The following is a 20518-nucleotide window of genomic DNA, read 5'->3' as shown; positions in this document are numbered from 1 at the left end:
ATGCAAATCACGTTAGATCACGATCGGTTGACCCTACAAGACTTGGACGTGGAAGATGATTGGCAACTGAGCTGGGCGGAACAGTCCCCCGCCATCTTGCACAGTACGGCCACCCAACCCGCCATCGCGGTTGGGGAGGGGTATAGCCACGTCACCATGGACCGCGGGAACTTTCAGCTGACCGACACGCCTCAGTCCACGATCGGCTTACCCTGGGTCCGACGTTTGACCCAGGCTAGCAACACCGTGCAGTTCGAACTGGCGCCTGGACTTTACCCCGTTAGCCGGCCAACTGAATCGATTTTGGTGCCGCTTATTAGCGCTACCCACGGACCGATTTTACGGGGGTGGGGAACAATTTAGTGCCTTCGACTTGGCGGGACGGCGATTTCCAATCTGGACTTCCGAACCGGGCGTGGGGCGCAATAAACAAACGGCGGTGACCCAGGCTGCCGACCGGGCCAACGGTGGGGGTGGCGATTACTACACCACTAACTACCCCCAGGCGACCTACCTGACCAGTCGACACCAGTTAGTACATCTGGCCACCACGGCTTACGCGGTATTGGATTTTCGCGATCAACGGTTCACCGAATTGTCCGCCTGGGCGATTCCGGCCGGGCTGTGGTTGGGGACGGCCCCGACCTTAGCCGATACCGTCAAACTGACCAAGACCTGGTTCGGCACGCAACCGAGCTTGCCGGATTGGCTGGTGGACGGCGTGGTCTTAGGGTTACAGGGTGGAACCACTAAAGTGACCCAGCGCGTGACCCAGGCGCAACAAGCCGGGGTCCGTCTTGCGGGGGTGTGGACTCAGGACTGGGTCGGCCCGTTGACCACCAGCTTTGGCCAACGACTCCATTGGGACTGGCATCTCGATCCGCAAACCTATCCGGGCTGGTCCGCGCAGGTCAAGCGTTGGCGCCAACGGGGGATTCGCTATCTGGGCTACGTCAATCCGTATTTAGTTGACGACGGGCCACTGTTTCAAACGGCCGCTAAACAACAGTATTTAGTCCGTACGGCCGACGACCAGCCCTACCTGGTCGATTTTGGTGAATTTAATTGTGGGCTGGTCGACCTCCTGAATCCGGCGGCCTATCGGTGGTACGCTGGTGTGTTGGCCGACCGATTGGTGGCCGGTGGTATGAGCGGGTGGATGGCCGATTTTGGCGAATACTTACCCGCCGATGCCCACCTTTTCGGTAAGGCCGATCCGTTGACGGCCCATAACCGCTGGCCGGTTCTCTGGGCCAAGTTAAACCGTGATGTCCTGCAAATGACCGGCACCACCGGCGAAGTCGTCCCGTTCTTTCGGTCCGGTGGGGCGGGTACCCAGCGCTACGCCCCGTTATTGTGGGCGGGCGATCAGAGTAGTGATTGGAGCGTTGACGACGGATTACCCGCGGCGTTAACGGGGATGCTGACGGCGGGACTGACCGGGAATGGTTTGACCCATAGCGACATTGGTGGGTACACCAGCCTGTACGGCGTGCACCGCAACAAGGAACTTTGGTTGCGGTGGTTGGAGCTAGCGGCCTTTACACCGGTGATGCGCACCCACGAGGGCAACCGACCGGCCGAGAATTTCCAACCCAGTCAGGACACCGCCACGTTGCGCCAATTAGCACGCATGACGCGCATTCATCACCGCTTAGGACCCTATCTTCGCCGGGCCATGCAGGAGAATACGGCGACGGGGTTACCCGTGATGCGCCCGGTGATGCTGAGTGACGAAGCTAACGCCGACTTGTGGCAGGAACACACTAGCTTTACGTTGGGGGCCGACCTGCTGGTGGCACCAGTGATGACCCCACACACGACTAGTCGTGCGGTGACGTTACCAGCGGGAGAGTGGGTTCACCTCTGGAGTGGTCGCCAATACTCTGGCCGCCAAACGCTAACGGTGGTGGCACCAGTGGGCCAGCCGCCGGTTTTTTACCGCGCGGGCAGTGCGGACCGGGTGCTGTTTCAAGATTTGATAGCGAACGCCTAGGACGAGCTTGGCTCAACCGGATCGCCTGCCGGTGCGGTAACACTGCGCCAATGAAATTAGTTATTTAAAAGGGCTTAGGAAATTTAAGATCAACTAAATAGCGGCATCCCGCAATTTGCGGGATGCCGCTATTGGTGAACCGGTTGGCGTTAGTTTAACTTGCCGGTCGTGTTGTTGTAGTAATCAACCTGGTAATGGCCGTCCGTCACGGTCAACTTGGTGATGCTCCCATTTTCGACGGGAACGGAGATATCAATCTTTTTATTAAACTTCGACACGATGCTGCGAATGGTGGTACTGTGCGAGGCAATCAAGACCTTGTCACCATCACTGGCGGCCGTTATCACACGGTCCAGGGCCGGTTGAACCCGGGCCCAGAACTCTTCGTTGTTTTCGGCGTCGTGGTACGGGTCTTGGGCTTTGAACATGTCCTTAGTTTTTTCGATGGTCAACTCACGGATCATCGCGTTAAAGGAGTTCAGGCCGACCGGGGAGCCCACGGCGTGCCAGGTAAAGCCAGAATCTAAGCCTTCGTAGTAACCGAAGTTTTCTTCGCGAAAACCCACCTCGGTTTGCAGGTCGGCCGGCGTTAAGACCTGGTTGGCCGCGATGATGTGCTTGGCCGTGGTCTGCGCCCGGTTAGTGTCGCTAGCGTACGCGGCGGCAAATGGAATTTTGGCTAGCCGCGCCCCCGCGTTATTCGCATCGGCGATTCCCTTGTCGGTTAGCGGGGAGTCGGACCACCCTTGGATCCGGAAATACTTGTTCAGATAGGTTTGGCCATGACGGACCAAATAAAGTTCAACTGTCGCCATTATCTCGCTCCTTTTTCGTTTGAATGCGTCCCATTCTAACATAGTCCTAGTTCAAAATTCCCAACTCCCGTCTAATTTCTCGGGCAGTTTCGGGACTACTGGTAAAAATAAGTCGGTCATTAAACTTTAAGGTGGTCGCCCCAGTTGGTCGAATAAAATGCCGATCCCGGAAGATTTGGCTGATGGTGATGTCGCCAATAAATGGGAGCTGACGGATGGCTTGATCGGTATACCGACGGTTACGCAGGGTAACTTCGTAGACCGTGGTGGTTGAGGAAGTCAACAACTGCAGGGTGGCGGGAGTTTCAATCAGGCTGCGCAGCATGGCGATGTTGACGTTAGGCGTGTTGAAGACTTCGATGCCGAGGTCCGTGAGTTCGTCCTCACGAGCGTCTAAGACGTTACGATCCTCGAAGCGGGCGATTACGCGTGAAACGCCGTAAGCCTTGGCCACCTTGGCGAGCTGGTAGTTTTTGGTGGCATTGAAGTGGCCGAGCACGACAATGTCGGCGTCAAAGACGTTCTGTTGTTCGACGGCGGTTGGCTCTAAAGTGTCGAGTAAGTCGACGGTAACCTCTGAATTATAGGTGCGGTAGTTGGCGGCCTTGTCGGTGTACATGGTGATGGTGTACCAGTTCTTAGCCAATTGTTGGGCAACCGGTACCGTCCAGAGGTTGGTGCCGATAAAGTGGACGGTGGTCTGTTTGAGATCTTCGGCCTCGGCCGCATAACTGAGATTAAAGACTAACGGGCCCAACACACAGGTTAAAATGGCAGCGAGCAGAAAGGCCCCGGACTGTTGTGACGTGACGGCATGCATGGTCTTAGCGACCTGTAAGACCGCCAAGACCATGGTGATGGTGACGCTGGAAATGGCGGCACCGGCCAGCGCATTTTTACGGTGAAACCGGAGACGTAAGACGGCGTAAACGGCGACCTTGGCCAATAAGTAGGCGATAAAAAAGGCGGGGATGAGAAGCAGGGTGGCCGGTTGGGCCAAAAGTTGACGTAAATTGAGTTCGGCACCGCTCATCATGAAGAAAATGGGGATGAAGAAACCATAACCGATCGCGTCGAGACGGACCTTGGTATCCTCGTGCGGTTGTAAGAGCTTCATGACGATCCCGGCGACAAAGGCGCCCAGAATTCCTTCGGCCCCCACGGACTCGGCGATGACGACCAGACTAAAAATCAAGAAGAAGGCCAACCGAATGTCCAACTGGGTAGTTGACTTGTTGATACGTTCATAGAAGTTAAAGAATGGTTTGAACCGTAAGAAAAGGATCCCGGCGGCTAAGAAGATTAAGAGTAGCAGCCACAATGAACGGCTATTACTGCCAAAAATGGAAGCATAGAGGGTTAGCGCGAACAGGGGCACGATTTCTCCCAGTGCGGCGATTAGGAGAATCGTTTGACCGAACGGCTTACTCAGTAGTTCCTTTTCCTTTAAGGTGGCAATGACGATCCCCAGTGAAATGGTCATGAAGATGATTGCGGCCAACCAAGCGTCCTTGAATAGGCCTAACCAGACACACCCCCAGCCCAAGGCCAACGCTAGCACCACGATGCTGGCGTAGCTGGTCACGGCCAGAAAGACCGGTGAGTATTTGGGGGCCTGACTGGCAACCTTTGCGGCCAACGGGGTTTGTGGTACCCGCCGCCTGGTAAAAAGGCTAAAATCGATTTCCATCCCGCTTAGGAACAGAAGAAAGATGACCCCGGTGTTGGAAAGTAGGGTTAGCGTGGTGTTGCTATGGACTAAGTTCAAGGCACTGGGGCCTAATAAGATTCCGACTAAAATTTCCACGACGGCAGTTGGTAAGACGCTTAACCTTAACCAAGCCATGGTTAAGGGCGTCACTAGCGCCGCTGTTAAAATGATTAATAATGACAATTGATCCATCTAAATCCACCCCCGACATGTTAGGTCCATTATAGCAAAAAAATCCCCAAAATCAGTGAGCCGGCTTGCGGGCAGAATCCTTTATTTGTCGCGGAAATAAGTGTAATATGGTTAGGCGAATTATGACAAATTGACGGTTACTGTGTCCAGGTTTAGCGAGGAGGAATTCTATTGGCAGACTCAATTAAGGCCCAAGAGCAAAAACATTTGGATATGGTCGTTGCCAAGATCAAGGTGGCCCAAGCGGCGGCGAAGAAACGGATTGACGTGGCCGAAAGCGATGAAGCTGGGATTCGCAAGAACTTTGTTAACGACTTACGGCTCAAGACGGACAGCTATGAAGGCATCATGGAAACGGCGTTGTCCGTGCGCCAACAGCAACAGATGCTGGCCGAACGCCAGAATAGTTGGCAACACGCCACCACGGAGTTAAGTACGTTAAAACGGTTAGAAAAACGGGCTTATTTTGCCCGGATCGATTTTCAGGAAAGCCCCACGGCTAAGCCGGAGACCATTTATATCGGTCTCGGATCGTTTTCCGACACGCCCGATCATTTTCTGATTTATGACTGGCGGGCTCCCATCTCGAGTATTTACTATGACGGGGAACTCGGTGCGGTTAGCTACCAGACGCCGGACGGCCCCCAGACCGTCGATGTTCAATTAAAACGCCAATTTCAGATTGAAGACGGCAGCATCATCACCCTCTACGATACCGACCAGACCGTGACCGACCAGATGCTTTTATCGGCGTTAAGTGAGCATTTTGACACGCATATGAAGAGTATCGTGACCACGATTCAAAAGGAACAAAACCAAATCATTCGGGACACCAAGTCCGACCTGCTTTTCGTGCAGGGAGCGGCGGGGTCCGGGAAGACGGCGGCCATTTTACAACGGGTGGCCTTCCTGCTGTACCGCTACCGTGGCAAGTTAAATGCCGGGCAGGTCATCTTATTTTCGCCTAACCAACTCTTTAACGATTACATCGACCAAGTGTTACCGGAACTGGGCGAGCACAACATGGTTCAGATGACTTACTACCAGTACGCGGGACGCCGGTTGCCGAAGATTAAGATCGAAACCCTAGCGCAGCGTTTCGCCGAAACCAACACGCCGGTGCAAAAGCGCATCAACGCCTTAAAAGGCAGTCTCGCCTTCTTCAACGCGGTAACCGGCTACGCCGATCACCTGGAACAGCGCGACATGGTTTTTCGCAATATCGTATTCCAGGGGAAGGTCTTTATCCCTAAGGAAAAGATCCAAGAAATCTACTACAGCTTTAATCGCAACTACCACCTGGGCAATCGGCTGCAGGCGACCAAGGAGGCCTTGATTCGCATTCTAAATCGGCGCATCTCCAGTGAAATGAAGAGTAAGTGGGTTGAAGAGACCATTCAAGACCTAAGTAAGGAACAGTTGGATAGCCTCTACGGCGACCATCCCCGTGAATTCGATTCCGCCGATAAGGAGTTTCAATTCTTGGCACGCCGGGTGGTAATGAGTTCGTTAGAACCCGTTCGTAAGGCGATCGTCCGGGCCCGGTTTTTGAGTATCAACAATCAATACGTTCACTTGTTGCGGCAGATGCCGGAACGGATTGATTTGGCCCATTATCAATTGACGTTAAAGGATTGGCAGACCAGCGTGGATGCCACGGTGGCGGCTTTACGCGACCACAAGATGCAGCTGCTCGACACCACGCCCTACCTGTACCTGTACGACAAGATGGCCGGTAAGGCGGGAGAACGCGATATGCGTTACGTCTTTCTGGACGAGATTCAAGACTACAACGCCTTTCAGTTAGCCTTCTTGAAGGCGACCTTCCCGCGGGCACGCTTTACCATGCTGGGGGACCTGAACCAGGCCATCTTCACCAAGGAAAACAGTCACACGTTGCTTCATGAGCTGAGCACCATGTTCGATCCGGATAAAACCCGGGTGGTTCAATTAACGCGATCTTATCGTTCCACCCAACAGGTAACCGATTTTACCAAGCACATCTTGAAGAACGGTGAAGCGGTCACCTCGTTTGCCCGGGAAGGCGAGTTACCGACAATTACTGTCGCGCCGACCGAGACGGCGGCGTTGAACCGGGTCAAGGCAGAGCTGCAGCGGAATGCGGCCGACCACGAGACCACGGCCATCATCGGTAAGGACTTAGCCGATTGTCGCCATTTGACCGAGGCCTTGAAGGCCGACGGGGTGGCGGTCACGTTGATCCAATCGGAAAATCAACGACTAGCCCCCGGCGTCATCGTGGTGCCTTCCTTCCTGGCCAAGGGGTTGGAATTTGACGCCGTGATCGTCTGGGAGGCTTCGCAGAGCCGCTACAGCGCCGACGACGAGCGGCAATTGCTCTATACGATTTGTTCGCGGGCCATGCACCGGTTAAGCTTGGTGGCCATCGAGCAGTTATCGCCGTTGTTGAGCGATGTGCCACAAGCTGAGTTCACCGTCGTACCGGCGGCAGAACGGGTCTAACGACCGAAAAAACAGCAACTGAGAAAGGGGTTTAGGAGATTGAGTCTTAAATCCTTTTTTTCGACCTGAATGCGGTATAATGAGGGGTAAATTTGCCCGAGTACCGGGACTGGGATGTCCGCCGGTGGGCAGGTTGAACTTAACTTTGCGAGGTGTCTTCATGAGCGATCCGATTAACTACAATGCATTTACTAGGGCACAATGGAAGGCGTTTGCTAACGCCGCTACGTTACCGTTAACGCAGGAAAGCTTACGGCAAATCAAGGCGTTTAACGACCGCATTTCTCTGCAGGACGTCCAGGATGTTTACATCCCGCTGGTTCACCTACTGCGGCTGCAGTACGATCACTACCAGCTGTTACAAAAGGACAAGGCGGCCTTCTTGCAGCAGCCGCCACGGCGAGTCCCGTTCATTATCGGCATTGCCGGGAGTGTGGCGGTCGGAAAGAGTACCGCCGCCCGGTTGCTCGAAGTTTTACTGAATTACTATTTAAAGGATCAGCGAATTCAGTTGATTACCACCGACGGCTTTTTGTATAGCAATCAGGAGTTAAAACGCCGTAACCTGATGGCGCGCAAGGGGTTCCCGGAGAGTTATGACATGTCCGCGCTGATTCAGTTTTTAAACGCAGTCAAGGGTGGGCAGGGGTTAATTAAGGCTCCGGTCTATTCGCATAAGGTCTACGACATCGTTCCCGACCAGTTCGAGTATATCGTGCATCCCGATATCCTAATTGTGGAGGGGATTAACACCTTACAGCTGCCCACTAACGAACAAATCTATGTGAGTGACTTTACGGACTTTTCCATCTACGTCGACGCGGATCCGTCATTGATTGAGACCTGGTTTTTGGAACGGTTCGAGTTGTTACTGGAAACGGCCTTTCAGGATCCCACCAACTATTACTATCCGTACGCCATCGGGGATCATGATGAGGCCATTGCGAAGAGCCGCCAGGTCTGGCACGACATTGACTTGAAGAACCTGGAAGAGTACATCTTACCCACGCGTAACCGCGCGGATATGATTATTCACAAGACCTTTCATCACCGAATTGATCGGCTGCTATTACGGAAATATTAAGGGGATGACACCATGTTACGAGACGCCACAGTGGTGGATGCCGACGCGGTAGCCATCCTGGTGTTGCACGAACTAGAACGGCGTCAGCTCCGGCAATTGCGGCGGGTTAGTAAGGAACAACTCTCGCAATTGTTATTTGTGGGGTATCAGCAACCGGACTTTCGTTACGGCTTTCCGCAGGCGCGCGTGTACCAGAACCAGGGCGTCGCGGTGGGCGTTGCGTATGGTTATCCGGCGGCGCGGGAACCCCAACTGGACAGCCAGTGGACCGCATTGTTTAGGCGGCTGCAGGTCACCGCACCGCAAGTCCCGGTGATTCGCCCCCACGCGCTGGCCGACGAGTGGTACCTAGACCTATTGACGGTTAATCCCCGCTATGCCCATAAGACCTATCAGCAGCGCTGGTTCGCTGAATGGTTGATGAGCGACGTGCTGCATCGGGCCCGAATGAGTGGGGCGCGGTACGTGGGACTTGACGTGCGCCCGGGCAGCCCGCTAGCCACGTTGGCGGCGCAATTTGGGTTCGTCGGCACCCAGTGGCGCTCGTTTGACCGGCGCGCGTTGTTGCATCTGCGGTACAAGCTCACGGCGGAAATTAAGAATTGACCCGTGTTTGAAAAGCCGGTATGATAAGGGCAGTGTTTTTTTAGCATACAGAAGAAAGGGTGAATGGCTTGGCAAACGTTGATCTGTCTAAATTTGACAAAATCATCGTCTTAGACTTCGGGAGTCAGTACAATCAACTGATTACCCGCCGGATCCGGGACTTAGGCGTTTACTCCGAGCTCAAAGCGCACACCATGAGTGCCGCGGAGATCAAAGCTTGGGGACCTAAGGGGATCATCTTTTCCGGAGGACCAAATAGTGTCTACGATGACGACGCTTTAGAGGTTGATCCAGAAATCTTTAACCTGGGGATTCCGATTCTGGGAATCTGCTACGGGATGCAGCTGATGGCCCACAACTTACCAGGAGGCAAGGTCGAATCCGCCGATAACCGTGAATACGGTCGTGCAGACATCCAAGTGTTGTCTGACGAGGCTCGGTTATTCAAGGATACGCCGAAGACCCAAACGGTTTGGATGAGCCACGGGGACTTAGTCACTCAGGTGCCGGACGGGTTCGACCGCGTGGCCACGAGTGAAAACTGCCCGATTTCGGCCATGCAAAACGTGGACCGTCAATTCTACGGGATTCAGTTCCACGCGGAAGTGCGCAACACGGAATATGGGAACCAGATTCTGAAGCACTTTGCGTTCGATGTTTGTGGCGCGCAAGCTAACTGGTCGATGAACGACTTCATCGACTTACAGATCGAACAGATCCGTAAGACCGTCGGCAACAAGCGCGTCCTGCTGGGCTTATCCGGTGGGGTGGACTCTTCCGTGGTCGGCGTGCTGCTGCACAAGGCCATTGGCAACCAGCTGACCAGTATTTTCGTCGATCACGGCTTGCTCCGTAAAGGGGAAGCCAAACAGGTGATGGACAGTCTGGAAGGTAAGTTTGGGTTGAACATCGTCAAGGTGGACGCCCAAGACCGCTTCTTGAAGAAGTTGGCTGGCGTGACGGAACCGGAAAAGAAACGGAAGATCATCGGTAACGAATTCATTCAGGTCTTTAACGACGAAGCCCAAAAGCTCGACGGCATCGACTTCCTGGCCCAAGGCACGTTGTATACCGACGTGATCGAAAGTGGGACGGATACGGCGCAGACCATTAAGTCCCACCATAACGTGGGTGGGTTGCCGGAAGACATGCACTTCCAGCTGATCGAACCACTGCGGTCGCTGTTCAAGGATGAAGCCCGTGATTTGGGTGAGAAGTTGGGAATGCCGAGCGACTTAGTCTGGCGGCAACCGTTCCCTGGCCCTGGTTTGGGGATTCGGGTGTTGGGTGAAATTACCCCTGAAAAGCTCCAAATTGTGCGGGACAGTGATTTAATCTTACGCGAAGAAATTAAAAAGGCCGGCTTGGACCGCGATATTTGGCAATACTTCACCGTGCTGCCGAACATCAAGTCCGTCGGTGTGATGGGTGACGGCCGGACCTACGACTATGCTGTCGGTATCCGGGCCGTGACGTCGATCGATGGGATGACGGCGGACTTTGCCCACATTCCGTGGGATGTCTTGCAAGAGATTTCCGTCCGGATCGTTAACGAAGTCAAGCACGTGAACCGGATCCTGTACGATGTCACGAGTAAGCCGCCTTCGACCATTGAATGGGAATAAATATATAAGTGAAGTTGGAGCCATAACTTTGATTTAACAGATTTTGTTGTTAGTAAAATAGCATAAATTAATTAAAAGACTATATGGTTCCCTACCAAAAAGTACGATTACCCAATAATGGTAATCGTACTTTTTATAAACTGAATTTATATTATTGAGACCTTAAAAGTAGGTCGAGAAATTCTTCAATAATTTTGAGTGTCTCTTCATCATTAATCAAGTCGAGCTTACTTTTTAATTCGTTTTTGTGTATGGGGATTGTAAATGAAAAAATACTTTCATAATCAGTTCCTAAGGCATAAACGATTTTACTCAGCATTTCCAATCTAATATTTGTTCGCGCTCCACGTTCGATTCTAGATATGACAGAGACATCAAGATCGGTTCGCTCTGCTAGCTGTTCTTATGTCATTTATTGCCGAGCGGAGTTAGAGAATTCTTGCTGCAATTTTTCACCAATAGTATCAGCCAATAGGTATATGTATATGGCGGTCGTAAAATGTAGGAAAATGGCAATTAGAAATTGTCGGTTTTCCTACATTTTTTGATATCATAAATCACATTGGAACCAAGGAGGTTATCGATGTGAGATACGATATTCGAGAAGGAGTGCAGACTTACGTGAAAAATAATTTAAAGCCTAACTACGCTGCCCTAGCCCGACAATACGGGGTTGATTACCGCACCGCCAAACGAGCATTTCAAGAGGCCCAAGCCCCAATAGCGTTGAAGAAAACGACTAAGCGTCCCAGTAAGCTTGACGCTTACCGAGACATTATTGAAGATAAGATTGAGCTTAACTGTTCAGCGATGGCTATCTTCAAATTCATTCAGAAGAAGGGATTTACTGGCCAATACACGATTGTCCGTAACTACTGCGCCGGTCTCAAAAAAGAAAAAGTTCATAAAGCTACAATACGTGTTGAACACACGCCTGGACTATCAGCTCAAGTGGATTGGAAGGAAGAAATGACGCTATATTCACGCGATGGGAAGCCACATCACTTCAATGTCTTCCTGTATGTTTTACCATTTTCAAAGTTGAAATTCATTACGTTAGTCTTCGATCGGAGTCAGGATACCCTGTTCAGTTGCTTAGATGATGCCTTCGAAGCAACTGGTGGCGTTCCTCATGAAATCTGGTTCGATAACATGAAGCAAGTCGTTGATCACTCAAAGTCTAATTTTGGAAGGGCCGTGTTCAACGAACGATTTAAACAATTCTGTCAAGATGCCGGTTATAAACCAATTGCTTGTCGGCCGTTAAGGCCACAAACAAAAGGAGTCGTGGAAGCCTTGGCACGAACCATCGAACGTCTCCGGCCATATAATTATGAGTTCGATGATGGCGTAGATTTGATTCATATCGTCGATGAACTCTGCGATGATTTAAATCACGAAGTGTCACAATCAACGAACCAAGTTCCTTTAGATAAATTTGAGTACGAAGAAAAAGAGTACCTCCACGAACTACCGGCTAACCTGCTAGATTCCTTCTTCGAAGAAGACATTACCCGTGTCGTATCGAAGGAATCGATGGTTAACTTCCGTAAGTGCAAGTACTCTGTAGATCCGCGTTACATAGGTCGGACAGTCAACATTGAACTATCTGATAATGCACGCCAACTTCAAATCTATTATAACGGAGAACCAATCCGTTCGCACGACATTACGACTCAAGCCTTAAATTATCATGAGGATGACCGCGTTCAAATCCTAAAATCCGACCTCCTTAAAGGTCGGAATGATCAAGAAATTAAGGCATTTATCGCAGAACATCTATCTCAATATGACGAAGTGTGAGGAGTAAATAAATGAATAGTAAATTCCAGGAATTAATGACCAACTTAGATACTTTGGGTTTAGCCAAGATGCATGCGTACTTACCAAACTTTCTTGATCAAATCAACGAGCAAGAACTCTCATTTACAGAGGCTATGCTTAAGCTCACTGACGTGGAGCTTGAATGGCAAGAACAACGTCAAGTTCAACGAATAGTTGAACGAGCAAGGTTCCCCCAGAATAAATCTTTGAGAACTTTTGACTTCTCATTTCAGCCCAGTATTAATCAGCAGAAAATAAAGAGTTTTAGCGACTTAGCGTTCTTGGAGAAACAAGAAAACTTAGTCTTTATCGGTAGTCCGGGCGTCGGTAAGACGCATCTAGCCATTGGAATAGGCATGGCGGCCTGTCAGCAAGGAAAACGAACCCTATTTATCAACTGTCATGACCTCTTACTAAGGCTGCATACGGCTTACGAGAAGGGCGCCCTAGACCGTTGTATTAACCGTTATGCACGATATGACTTATTGATTATCGACGAGATCGGCTATTTACCAGTAGAACATGACGAAGCCAACCTTCTTTTTCAGTTAATTAATGCGCGATATGAACGACACTCAACGATAATTACTAGCAATAGCGAGCTTTCAACATGGGTCGAGATTTTCAAGAATCCAACAGTCACCGCTGCCATTCTAGACCGCTTAGTTCATCATTCCCATATCATCAAGATAACTGGAAAATCATACCGCCTAAAAGCAACAAACTAACCGCCAAAAACCTACATTTTTAAACCGCCATTTTCCAACATTTCTACGCCGCTATTGACAGGTATATAGCTTCCTTTACTATATTTCTACTTGCAGCGTACAAAATGTTTATTACTCATTGTTTTTAAATAACTATAATGTTTTAAAATTATGTTCTTATTGAACTTTTTGGAGTATTATACACTAGAGTGGTAGAAAAATTTTAAGGAGTGATCAGAATGCATAAATTAAGTAAAAGAACCCTATTATTAAGTTTAGCATTAATTGTGACAGTTCTGATGGGAACGTCTGTTACAGCAAATGCAAAGGCACATTTTACCAAAACGACAACGCCAAAGACATTCAGAGGGACATGGGTCAATACAGAACACGATGATGTAGGAAATTATCGTACAACCTATAAAGTTACTAAGTATACTTTTGGTTTTAAATATTACCGTAATAAAAAGCTTATTACATCAGTTAAATGGTGGGGTAATAAAACTCCTTGGCCTAAGTACTCATGGTCTAGTAAAACACACAGCGATTTACTGGTAAAAAATCGTAAGCATGGAAAGTGGCTAATTGGTGGGTACGAAAGAGATATGGACTTCAATTATACTTATAAAGTGGTCAAACATCATGGGAAAAAGGCTCTTATGAGTATGGATACTTATTATGATGGTACACCACAATATATATATTATTATAAGAAGTAACAGTATTGTTTTTTCTGAAAAATGTAATATAAAATGTAATATAAAGAGTTTGGGACATAGACCTCTAAGTTCCAGTAATTAAAAATGGTTCTACGATGTTTGGTGTTGGTGGATTTCGTCCATCAACACCAAACATCGTAGAACCATTTTTTTGTGATCTAAAAGTAAAGAATAGTATAAAAGATAAACATTTGACATTAAATTATCTAGACGGTTGATATGTTTTATATTATGATTACTATAATAAAAACTCGATGACTCGCAACTGTGAAGAAAGGTGGCCCTATCATGCTGACTCAATGTGGACGTTTCCTGATGAAATTGACTTGTTGCTTAACCGCCAGTCTGTTGTTACTATGGACCACGCCTCTCACGGTCACGGCCGCTGGGGTCATTCCGACGCCACACTGGGGCAGTTGGGAGACCAGGACGATTACCTACCATTATGCCGGTTCGTCGCCATACTACCGCAAGGTCTGGCAAAATGCGGCCCGGCAGTGGAATCAGACGGGAACCGTGCGGCTTAAGCGGGTGAAGACGGCGCGGCAGGCCCACGTGGTGGTACGGATCAACACGAGACAAACCGGGTACACGGGGTTGACCCATTCGCGCTACCACGCTCAAAGGCCCATGCACAAGATTGTGGGCGCCAAGGCCAGTCTGAACCATAAGGTTTTAGCGAAGCATCGGTATACGCAAAAACAGCGGACTAACGTGGCGGCACATGAGTTTGGCCATGTTTTGGGATTAAGCCATTCTAAATGTAAGAAGAGTGTCATGCACGCGACTAACCGGCACGCCGTGGTTAATCGGCAGGATCGGTTGGCCATCAAACGGGCGTACCGGAAGCGTAAATAGGGATTAAATATGATCTTAGTTGTGATGAGCAATTAAGATTTTTTGTGTTTTCGGCCGGGGTGATGATTAGGAGATTTATTGTTTTAGATATATTTTTATACTAAATAATTAATAAGACGTTCTTTTAACATCTGCAACCAATTTTTGCTATACTCAACGTACATGAGGAGGGATGATATGGAAGAAACAGCATTATCGGTACGGCGGTTGAACAAGTCCTTTGGGCGCAAACAGGCCTTACATAACGTGAATTTTGATTGCCGACCGGGCCACATTGTGGGATTGATTGGCGCGAATGGCGCGGGTAAAACCACCATTATGAAGGCCATCTTGAGTTTGATCAAAAGTCAGGGAGACATTACCATCAACGGCCAAGCCAGCACGTTTAACCACCACGCGGCGTTGGCTGACGTGGGGGCGTTAATTGAGTATCCCGGAATTTACCCGTTTCTCAGTGGGCGGGACCACCTAAAACTTTTTGCGCGACCGACCGCCGACAAGGCCCAGCGCATTCAAATGGTGATTCAAGAGCTTCACCTGGAGCCTTATATTGATCGGCGGCTCAAAGGGTATTCATTGGGGATGCGGCAAAAAATGGGGATTGCACTGGCGTTAGTGAATCAGCCACGGCTGGTGATTTTGGATGAACCCATGAACGGGCTGGACCCCCAAGCAACGAAGGATTTACGGGAACTGATCAAAAAGAAGCAGGTCCAGGGCACAACGTTTTTGATTTCCAGTCATATTTTAGGAGAACTCCAGAAATTGGCAGAAGATTTAATTGTGATTGATCACGGTCGGGTCGTTCATCAGACGACCATGCAAGAACTACTGGCGCGAAACCAGCATTTCTTGGTTCTCACGACCGATCAGGATTTACGAGCGGCGGGGATTTTGGCGGAAAACGGGTACCTGGTTACGGCTCACGCCCCCATTCGGGTTCAGTTACGAGCGGCGGATACCGTGGCGGCAGTGTTAAAAACGTTGACCAGTCACGGGGTATCCATCGAAGATGTGCAACATGAGGACGGCGATTTTGAACAGTCTATCTTGGACATGCTGAGGGAGTAGGGGAACGATGAAAGAATTGTATCGACAAGAAATGTTTAAATTGTGGAAACGCCGGGGAACCTGGCTGGGACTGACTTTCTTGGTTCTACAGAACTTGGGCTTTGCCTAGTTAGGCGTGGCCTATCATACCCATATAGGGGCTAAGCAGTTCTGGGTTGCTGACTTTGCCAGTCCTGCCTTCATTGTGTTCATGATGATTGCGGCTAGTGCGGGAAGTATTTCAAGTGAATTTGAATTTGATACCCTGAAAAACGTGGTCACCCAAGCCTATTCACGTACCGCAGTGCTTGAGAGCAAGTGGCTGGCGATGTTCACGCATTCAGTAGTGTTGTATGGTCTAGCGACCGGATTGACCCTGGTTAATCGGTTGATCTGGCCCAATTATCAGTTTGCGTTGACCGCAACAATGCCGGGGAGTCACCAGCTTCTGTGGCGGTACTGGCTCACGGCCCAGACGGCTAACTTTGTGACGCTGTGGCTCGTGTTGAGCGTCGTCTTTTTGGTCGCCGCGATGTTTAAGAAGGGACTGGTTGCCACACTTTGTGGCGTTGTGGGGTACTTCGCTCTGGGCGTGATTAGTCGGTTGATGTTCCAATTGATCGATAAGTGGGAGCCTCTCAAGTGGAACCCGATTAACCTGATGAACTACGCGGTCCAGGTCACCATGCCGTTTCTCACCAAACTCACCCATCTGACCAATACCCAAATGCTGTGGGGCAATCTGGGCTATATCGGATTATTTATGGCGCTGGGGCTTTATTTTTTCTCGCGAAAAGAAATCTAATCTATAAACTATATTCAAAAAGTGGATAGAGAGTAACGATTAGGACAAGAGGTAGAAGGGTTAAGGGGTTAGCGGTTAACTGTAAGCGGTTAGCTAACAATTTTCTATCCACATCGGCAAAAGTGTTGCTAAGAAACTGTCCAGATTGGGCAAAGTGGTTAGAGGGTAATCTAATTTCGTGTCGCATACTAAGCAACACAGAACGGAACCCAGCGACAGTAAAGAAAGTGAGTGCTTAGTATTATTTTTCCCCAAAGAGTTAACCGGATTTTGAAAACCATTTTAATGATTGCCACTTTAATGATCGGACTGAGTGGTCTATTGACCGCCCAAGCCAAGACTTACAAAACGCCTTCTTGGGGTCACTGGGATTCGCGAACGATTACATATAGTTACGAAGGGCATTCGAAATGCTGCCGGACCAGTTGGCAAACGGCGATTAAACGGTGGAATAAAACGAAGATTGTGCATTTAAAGTTAGCGAAGGCTGGTCAGAAGGCGGACATTACCTTAGAGTCCGCGCCCACCCTAAACGCGAATAACGGGAAGTTGTTTACGGGATATACTCATTATTCGTTCTATCACCACAGTACGTCGTTAAGCGAAATTGTAGCGGCGGAATCCACGTTAAACCGGGAGTTGCTCACGGCTTACAATTATACTAAAGCACAACGGGCCAACGTGGCCACCCACGAAATTGGGCACGCCTTAGGGCTCAGTCACTCTAAGGATAAGCACAGTGTGATGTACGCCAAGAACCGTTACAAGAGTATCGATCACCAGGATAAGCTGGCCTTAGCAAAGGCCTATGCTAACCAATAGTTTAACCAAAGTCTGAGACGTCGTTCTCAGGCTTTTTTCGTCGTCTGATTAATGGTTTCAGGGAAATCGGTTCCACCTGATACCCCAGCGTCTTTGGGTATAAAATGAGAATTAGCTGAGAAAAGCGCTACAGAATAGCGGCATCGATTCCTTGAATAGCGTATAATAGATTTATTCTAATAGCTTTTTAACTTGGAGGGGAATTCATGACTGAATCGAAACACTTTTATCAGACGTTCCAACCAACGCACTACAATGTCTACATCGACATTAACCGGGCCACTAAGCAGATTAGTGGGACATCCACGATTACCGGGGATGCTAAGGAATCCACGATTTCCGTTCATGAGAAATACATGACAATTTCGTCCGTGACGGCCGATGGGACCGCCGTACCATTTACCCTAGACGAAGCCGCCGAAGGGCTGCACATCGATCTGGGGAAGACCGGGGAAACCACGGTGGCCATTACCTACACCGCACCGTTGACCGACAGCATGATGGGGATCTACCCGTCCTACTACGAACTGAATGGTGAAAAGAAGCAGATTATCGGGACCCAGTTCGAAACCACGGCGGCGCGTCAAGCTTTCCCGTGTGTCGACGAACCCGAAGCCAAGGCCACGTTTGACCTGGCCATCAAGTTTGACGAACAACCGGGCGAAACGATTCTGAGTAACATGCCTGAAATCAAGACGGAAAACGACGTGCACTACTTTGACACTACCAAGAAGATGTCGTCGTACCTGATTGCCTTTGCCTTTGGGGACCTCCAGAAGAAGGTCACGAAGACCAAGAGTGGCGTGGAAGTTGGTGTATTCGCCACCAAGGCGCACCAAGCTAACGAACTCGATTTCGCGTTAGACATTGCCAAGCGCTCCATCGAATTTTACGAAGACTTCTATCAAACGCCATACCCACTGCCACATTCCTGGCAATTAGCCTTACCGGACTTTTCCGCGGGCGCCATGGAAAACTGGGGCCTGGTCACGTACCGGGAAGCTTACTTGTTACTCGATCCCGCCAACACGGCCTTAGACATGAAGCAACGGGTGGCCACCGTGATTGCCCACGAACTGGCCCATCAATGGTTCGGTGATCTGGTCACCATGAAGTGGTGGGACGACCTTTGGTTGAACGAAAGTTTTGCCAACATGATGGAATACGTCGCCATCGATGCGCTTGAACCCGATTGGCACATCTGGGAAACCTTCCAGACGTCCGACGCGCCAATGGCCCTGCAACGCGATGCCACGGACGGGGTCCAATCCGTTCACGTTCAAGTGGAAGATCCCGCCGAAATCGATGCGTTGTTTGACAGCGCCATCGTTTACGCTAAGGGCGCGCGGATGTTGGTCATGGCCAGAGCGTTAGTCGGTGACGATGCACTACGGCGGGGCCTGAAAGCGTACTTTGAAGCCCACCAGTACAACAATGCCAAGGGCGCCGATCTCTGGGCCGCTTTGGGTGAAGCTTCCGGGATGGACGTGGGGAGCATCATGAATACCTGGCTGGAACAACCGGGTTACCCAGTGGTCACGGCCGCCGTGGAAAACGGTAACCTGACCTTGAAGCAAACCCAGTTCTTTGTGGGTGACGGGCAGGATCAGGGCCGTCAATGGAAGATTCCGTTGAACAGTAACTACGCGGCCGCTCCGGCGATTTTCGAGGACCAGACCGTGACGTTAGGCAACTATGCCGACCTACGGCAAGCTGCTGGCAAACCGTTCCGGGTCAACGTGGGTAACAACTCGCACTTCATCGTGAAGTACGATGATACGTTGCTCAACGATATTTTGGACCACCTGGCCGACCTAGACGCCATTTCTCAGTTACAGGTCTTACAGGATCTGCGGTTGTTAGCCGACGGTCGTCAGATCTCTTACGCCGCCGTGGTACCGTTATTGGCTCGGTTCGCGGACAACCCGGCAACGGTGGTCAACGCTGCGCTCTACCGGATCGCCAACAACTTGAAGAAGTTCGTGACGCCGGATTCCGCCGAAGAAAAGGCGCTTCAAGCGCTCTTCGATCGGTTGAGTGCCCAACAGGTCGCCCGGTTAGGTTGGACCCCGCAAGCGACGGACACTAACGACGATCAATTGACCCGGCCGTACGTCTTGAACGCCGCTCTTTATGCGCAAAACGCCCAAGCCATTCAGGACGCTCACGGCTTGTTTACGGCCAACGCTGACCACTTAGGTGCGTTGTCGGCAGACGTGCGGGTCTTGGTCTTGGCTAATGAGGTCAAGCACTTTGGGTCCGCCGAGTTGTTCGACCACCTGTTAGCCGAATACCGGACGTCAACGGATCCGAGTTACAAAGCCGACTTGGCTGCGGCGGTCACAACCACGACCGATGCCGCGTTGATTACCAAGCTGATTGGCGTCTTTGAAGATGCCGATACGGTCAAGCCACAGGACTTGCGGGCTTGGTACCGGGGAACGTTAGCCAACAATACGGCCCAACAAGCGGCTTGGGATTGGTTACGCAACGATTGGCAATGGTTGGAAGACACGGTGGGTGGTGACATGGAATTCACCACGTACATCACCGTGACGGCCGGCGTGTTCCACACGCCAGAACGCTTTGCTGAGTTCAAGGCCTTCTTTGAACCGAAAATCAACACGCCTGGTTTGACGCGTGAAATCAAGATGGACACTAAGGTCATCGGCAGTCGGGTTAGCCTGATTGAAGATGAAAAGGCGGCCGTTAACGCCGCCGTGGCTCAGGCGAGCCGTGCTTAATCCATGACAAACAAACACCCCGACGAGATCTTCGTCGGGGTGTTTTTGATTGGAGCTAATGTTTGACGAGCTTTAAAACGGCTCCTGCCACGGTTTCTCGGCGTCGTCGGGGGAGCGATTCTAGGTACTTGACCAGGGCCAAAGTCTTCACGCCAGTTAATCGGTCATCAACAAAGAAATCTCCCAACCGAAGTTCCAAAGATTGGGCTAGGTCATTCAGTTTGTTGACGCTAATATTCTTGAGGTCGCCCCGTTCAATCCGCGAAATCAAACTCACCGACACGCCGGACCGTTGGGCGAGTTGCTCAATGGTCAAGCCGAGGCTTTTACGTTTTTCGTGAACGAGTTGACTAATCGTTTCCAACATAGAAATTCTCTCCAATCAGGAACTTCTAGTCAATAATAACAAAATATTCTATATTTAAGCGTTTATAACGTAAATTTATTAGAAATAAAATAGACGAGTCCCAGAGTAA

Annotated in this window: 17 protein-coding genes and 1 pseudogene; 14 read left to right on the top strand and 4 right to left on the bottom strand. The window is 50.2% G+C overall.

What is annotated here, in order from left to right:
* Both RI501_RS10055 and RI501_RS10050 read left to right on the top strand, forming a co-directional pair.
* On the top strand, window positions 1–363 hold the full coding sequence (locus RI501_RS10055; protein ID WP_313822223.1) for a hypothetical protein: 363 nt from the start codon (window positions 1–3) through the stop codon (window positions 361–363).
* Window positions 266–1996, top strand: coding sequence for an alpha-glucosidase (locus RI501_RS10050; protein WP_313823211.1), 1731 nt, complete (start codon window positions 266–268; stop codon window positions 1994–1996). The genes RI501_RS10055 and RI501_RS10050 overlap by 98 nt, the downstream gene beginning before the upstream one ends.
* A gap of 149 nt (window positions 1997–2145) precedes the next feature.
* On the opposite strand, the gene RI501_RS10045 is transcribed toward RI501_RS10050, so the two are convergent.
* Together RI501_RS10045 and RI501_RS10040 are read right to left on the bottom strand one after the other, a co-directional pair.
* Window positions 2146–2811, bottom strand: coding sequence for a histidine phosphatase family protein (locus RI501_RS10045; RefSeq protein ID WP_313822222.1), 666 nt, complete (start codon window positions 2809–2811; stop codon window positions 2146–2148).
* Between the two features lie 46 nt (window positions 2812–2857).
* Window positions 2858–4714, bottom strand: coding sequence for a cation:proton antiporter domain-containing protein (locus tag RI501_RS10040; RefSeq protein ID WP_313822220.1), 1857 nt, complete (start codon window positions 4712–4714; stop codon window positions 2858–2860).
* A 171-nt stretch (window positions 4715–4885) separates the two neighbouring features.
* Here RI501_RS10040 and helD point away from each other — a divergent pair, with 171 nt between their 5' ends.
* The 4 genes from helD to guaA all read left to right on the top strand — a co-directional run bounded on the left by helD (window position 4886) and on the right by guaA (window position 10513).
* Window positions 4886–7198, top strand: a complete 2313-nt coding sequence (gene helD / locus RI501_RS10035; protein ID WP_313822218.1) for an RNA polymerase recycling motor HelD — start codon at window positions 4886–4888, stop codon at window positions 7196–7198.
* A gap of 160 nt (window positions 7199–7358) precedes the next feature.
* Complete coding sequence (gene coaA, locus RI501_RS10030; protein WP_313822216.1) at window positions 7359–8282, top strand: type I pantothenate kinase; 924 nt, start codon at window positions 7359–7361, stop codon at window positions 8280–8282.
* Between the two features lie 12 nt (window positions 8283–8294).
* Complete coding sequence (locus RI501_RS10025; RefSeq protein ID WP_313822214.1) at window positions 8295–8888, top strand: hypothetical protein; 594 nt, start codon at window positions 8295–8297, stop codon at window positions 8886–8888.
* 68 nt (window positions 8889–8956) lie between these two features.
* Window positions 8957–10513: a glutamine-hydrolyzing GMP synthase gene (gene guaA, locus RI501_RS10020; RefSeq protein ID WP_057732890.1), complete on the top strand. Its 1557-nt coding sequence runs from the start codon at window positions 8957–8959 to the stop codon at window positions 10511–10513.
* A gap of 151 nt (window positions 10514–10664) precedes the next feature.
* On the opposite strand, the pseudogene RI501_RS13770 reads toward guaA, so the two are convergent.
* A pseudogene (locus RI501_RS13770) lies at window positions 10665–10904 on the bottom strand (helix-turn-helix domain-containing protein); the annotation flags it as partial.
* 194 nt (window positions 10905–11098) lie between these two features.
* Between RI501_RS13770 and istA the strand changes: the two are divergent.
* The 8 genes from istA (at window position 11099) to RI501_RS09980 (ending at window position 20042) form a co-directional block, all read left to right on the top strand.
* Entirely contained in the window at window positions 11099–12316 is a 1218-nt protein-coding gene (gene istA, locus RI501_RS10015; RefSeq protein ID WP_048734103.1) for an IS21 family transposase, read from the top strand.
* A gap of 11 nt (window positions 12317–12327) precedes the next feature.
* The gene (gene istB, locus RI501_RS10010) at window positions 12328–13065 is read left to right on the top strand and encodes an IS21-like element helper ATPase IstB (protein WP_048734105.1); all 738 of its coding nucleotides are present in this window, start codon (window positions 12328–12330) and stop codon (window positions 13063–13065) included.
* Window positions 13066–13283: 218 nt separating this feature from the next.
* Window positions 13284–13763, top strand: coding sequence for a hypothetical protein (locus RI501_RS10005; RefSeq protein ID WP_313822209.1), 480 nt, complete (start codon window positions 13284–13286; stop codon window positions 13761–13763).
* 315 nt (window positions 13764–14078) lie between these two features.
* A complete protein-coding gene (locus RI501_RS10000) occupies window positions 14079–14621 on the top strand; it encodes a matrixin family metalloprotease (protein WP_313822207.1) in 543 nt (180 codons plus the stop codon).
* A gap of 177 nt (window positions 14622–14798) precedes the next feature.
* Window positions 14799–15692 (top strand): ABC transporter ATP-binding protein, encoded by an 894-nt coding sequence (locus RI501_RS09995; protein ID WP_313822205.1) that lies wholly within the window; start codon window positions 14799–14801, stop codon window positions 15690–15692.
* Between the two features lie 115 nt (window positions 15693–15807).
* Window positions 15808–16476: an ABC transporter permease subunit gene (locus RI501_RS09990; protein WP_313822203.1), complete on the top strand. Its 669-nt coding sequence runs from the start codon at window positions 15808–15810 to the stop codon at window positions 16474–16476.
* A 270-nt stretch (window positions 16477–16746) separates the two neighbouring features.
* Complete coding sequence (locus RI501_RS09985; RefSeq protein WP_313822201.1) at window positions 16747–17298, top strand: matrixin family metalloprotease; 552 nt, start codon at window positions 16747–16749, stop codon at window positions 17296–17298.
* 206 nt (window positions 17299–17504) lie between these two features.
* Complete coding sequence (locus RI501_RS09980) at window positions 17505–20042, top strand: M1 family metallopeptidase (RefSeq protein ID WP_313822199.1); 2538 nt, start codon at window positions 17505–17507, stop codon at window positions 20040–20042.
* A 55-nt stretch (window positions 20043–20097) separates the two neighbouring features.
* On the opposite strand, the gene RI501_RS09975 is transcribed toward RI501_RS09980, so the two are convergent.
* A complete protein-coding gene (locus RI501_RS09975; protein WP_313822197.1) occupies window positions 20098–20409 on the bottom strand; it encodes a helix-turn-helix domain-containing protein in 312 nt (103 codons plus the stop codon).
* Window positions 20410–20518 lie beyond the last annotated feature (109 nt).

Source organism: Levilactobacillus zymae (assembly GCF_032190635.1).
In the GTDB taxonomy this organism is placed as follows: domain Bacteria; phylum Bacillota; class Bacilli; order Lactobacillales; family Lactobacillaceae; genus Levilactobacillus; species Levilactobacillus zymae_A.
This window is presented reverse-complemented; position numbering and strand designations above follow the sequence as displayed.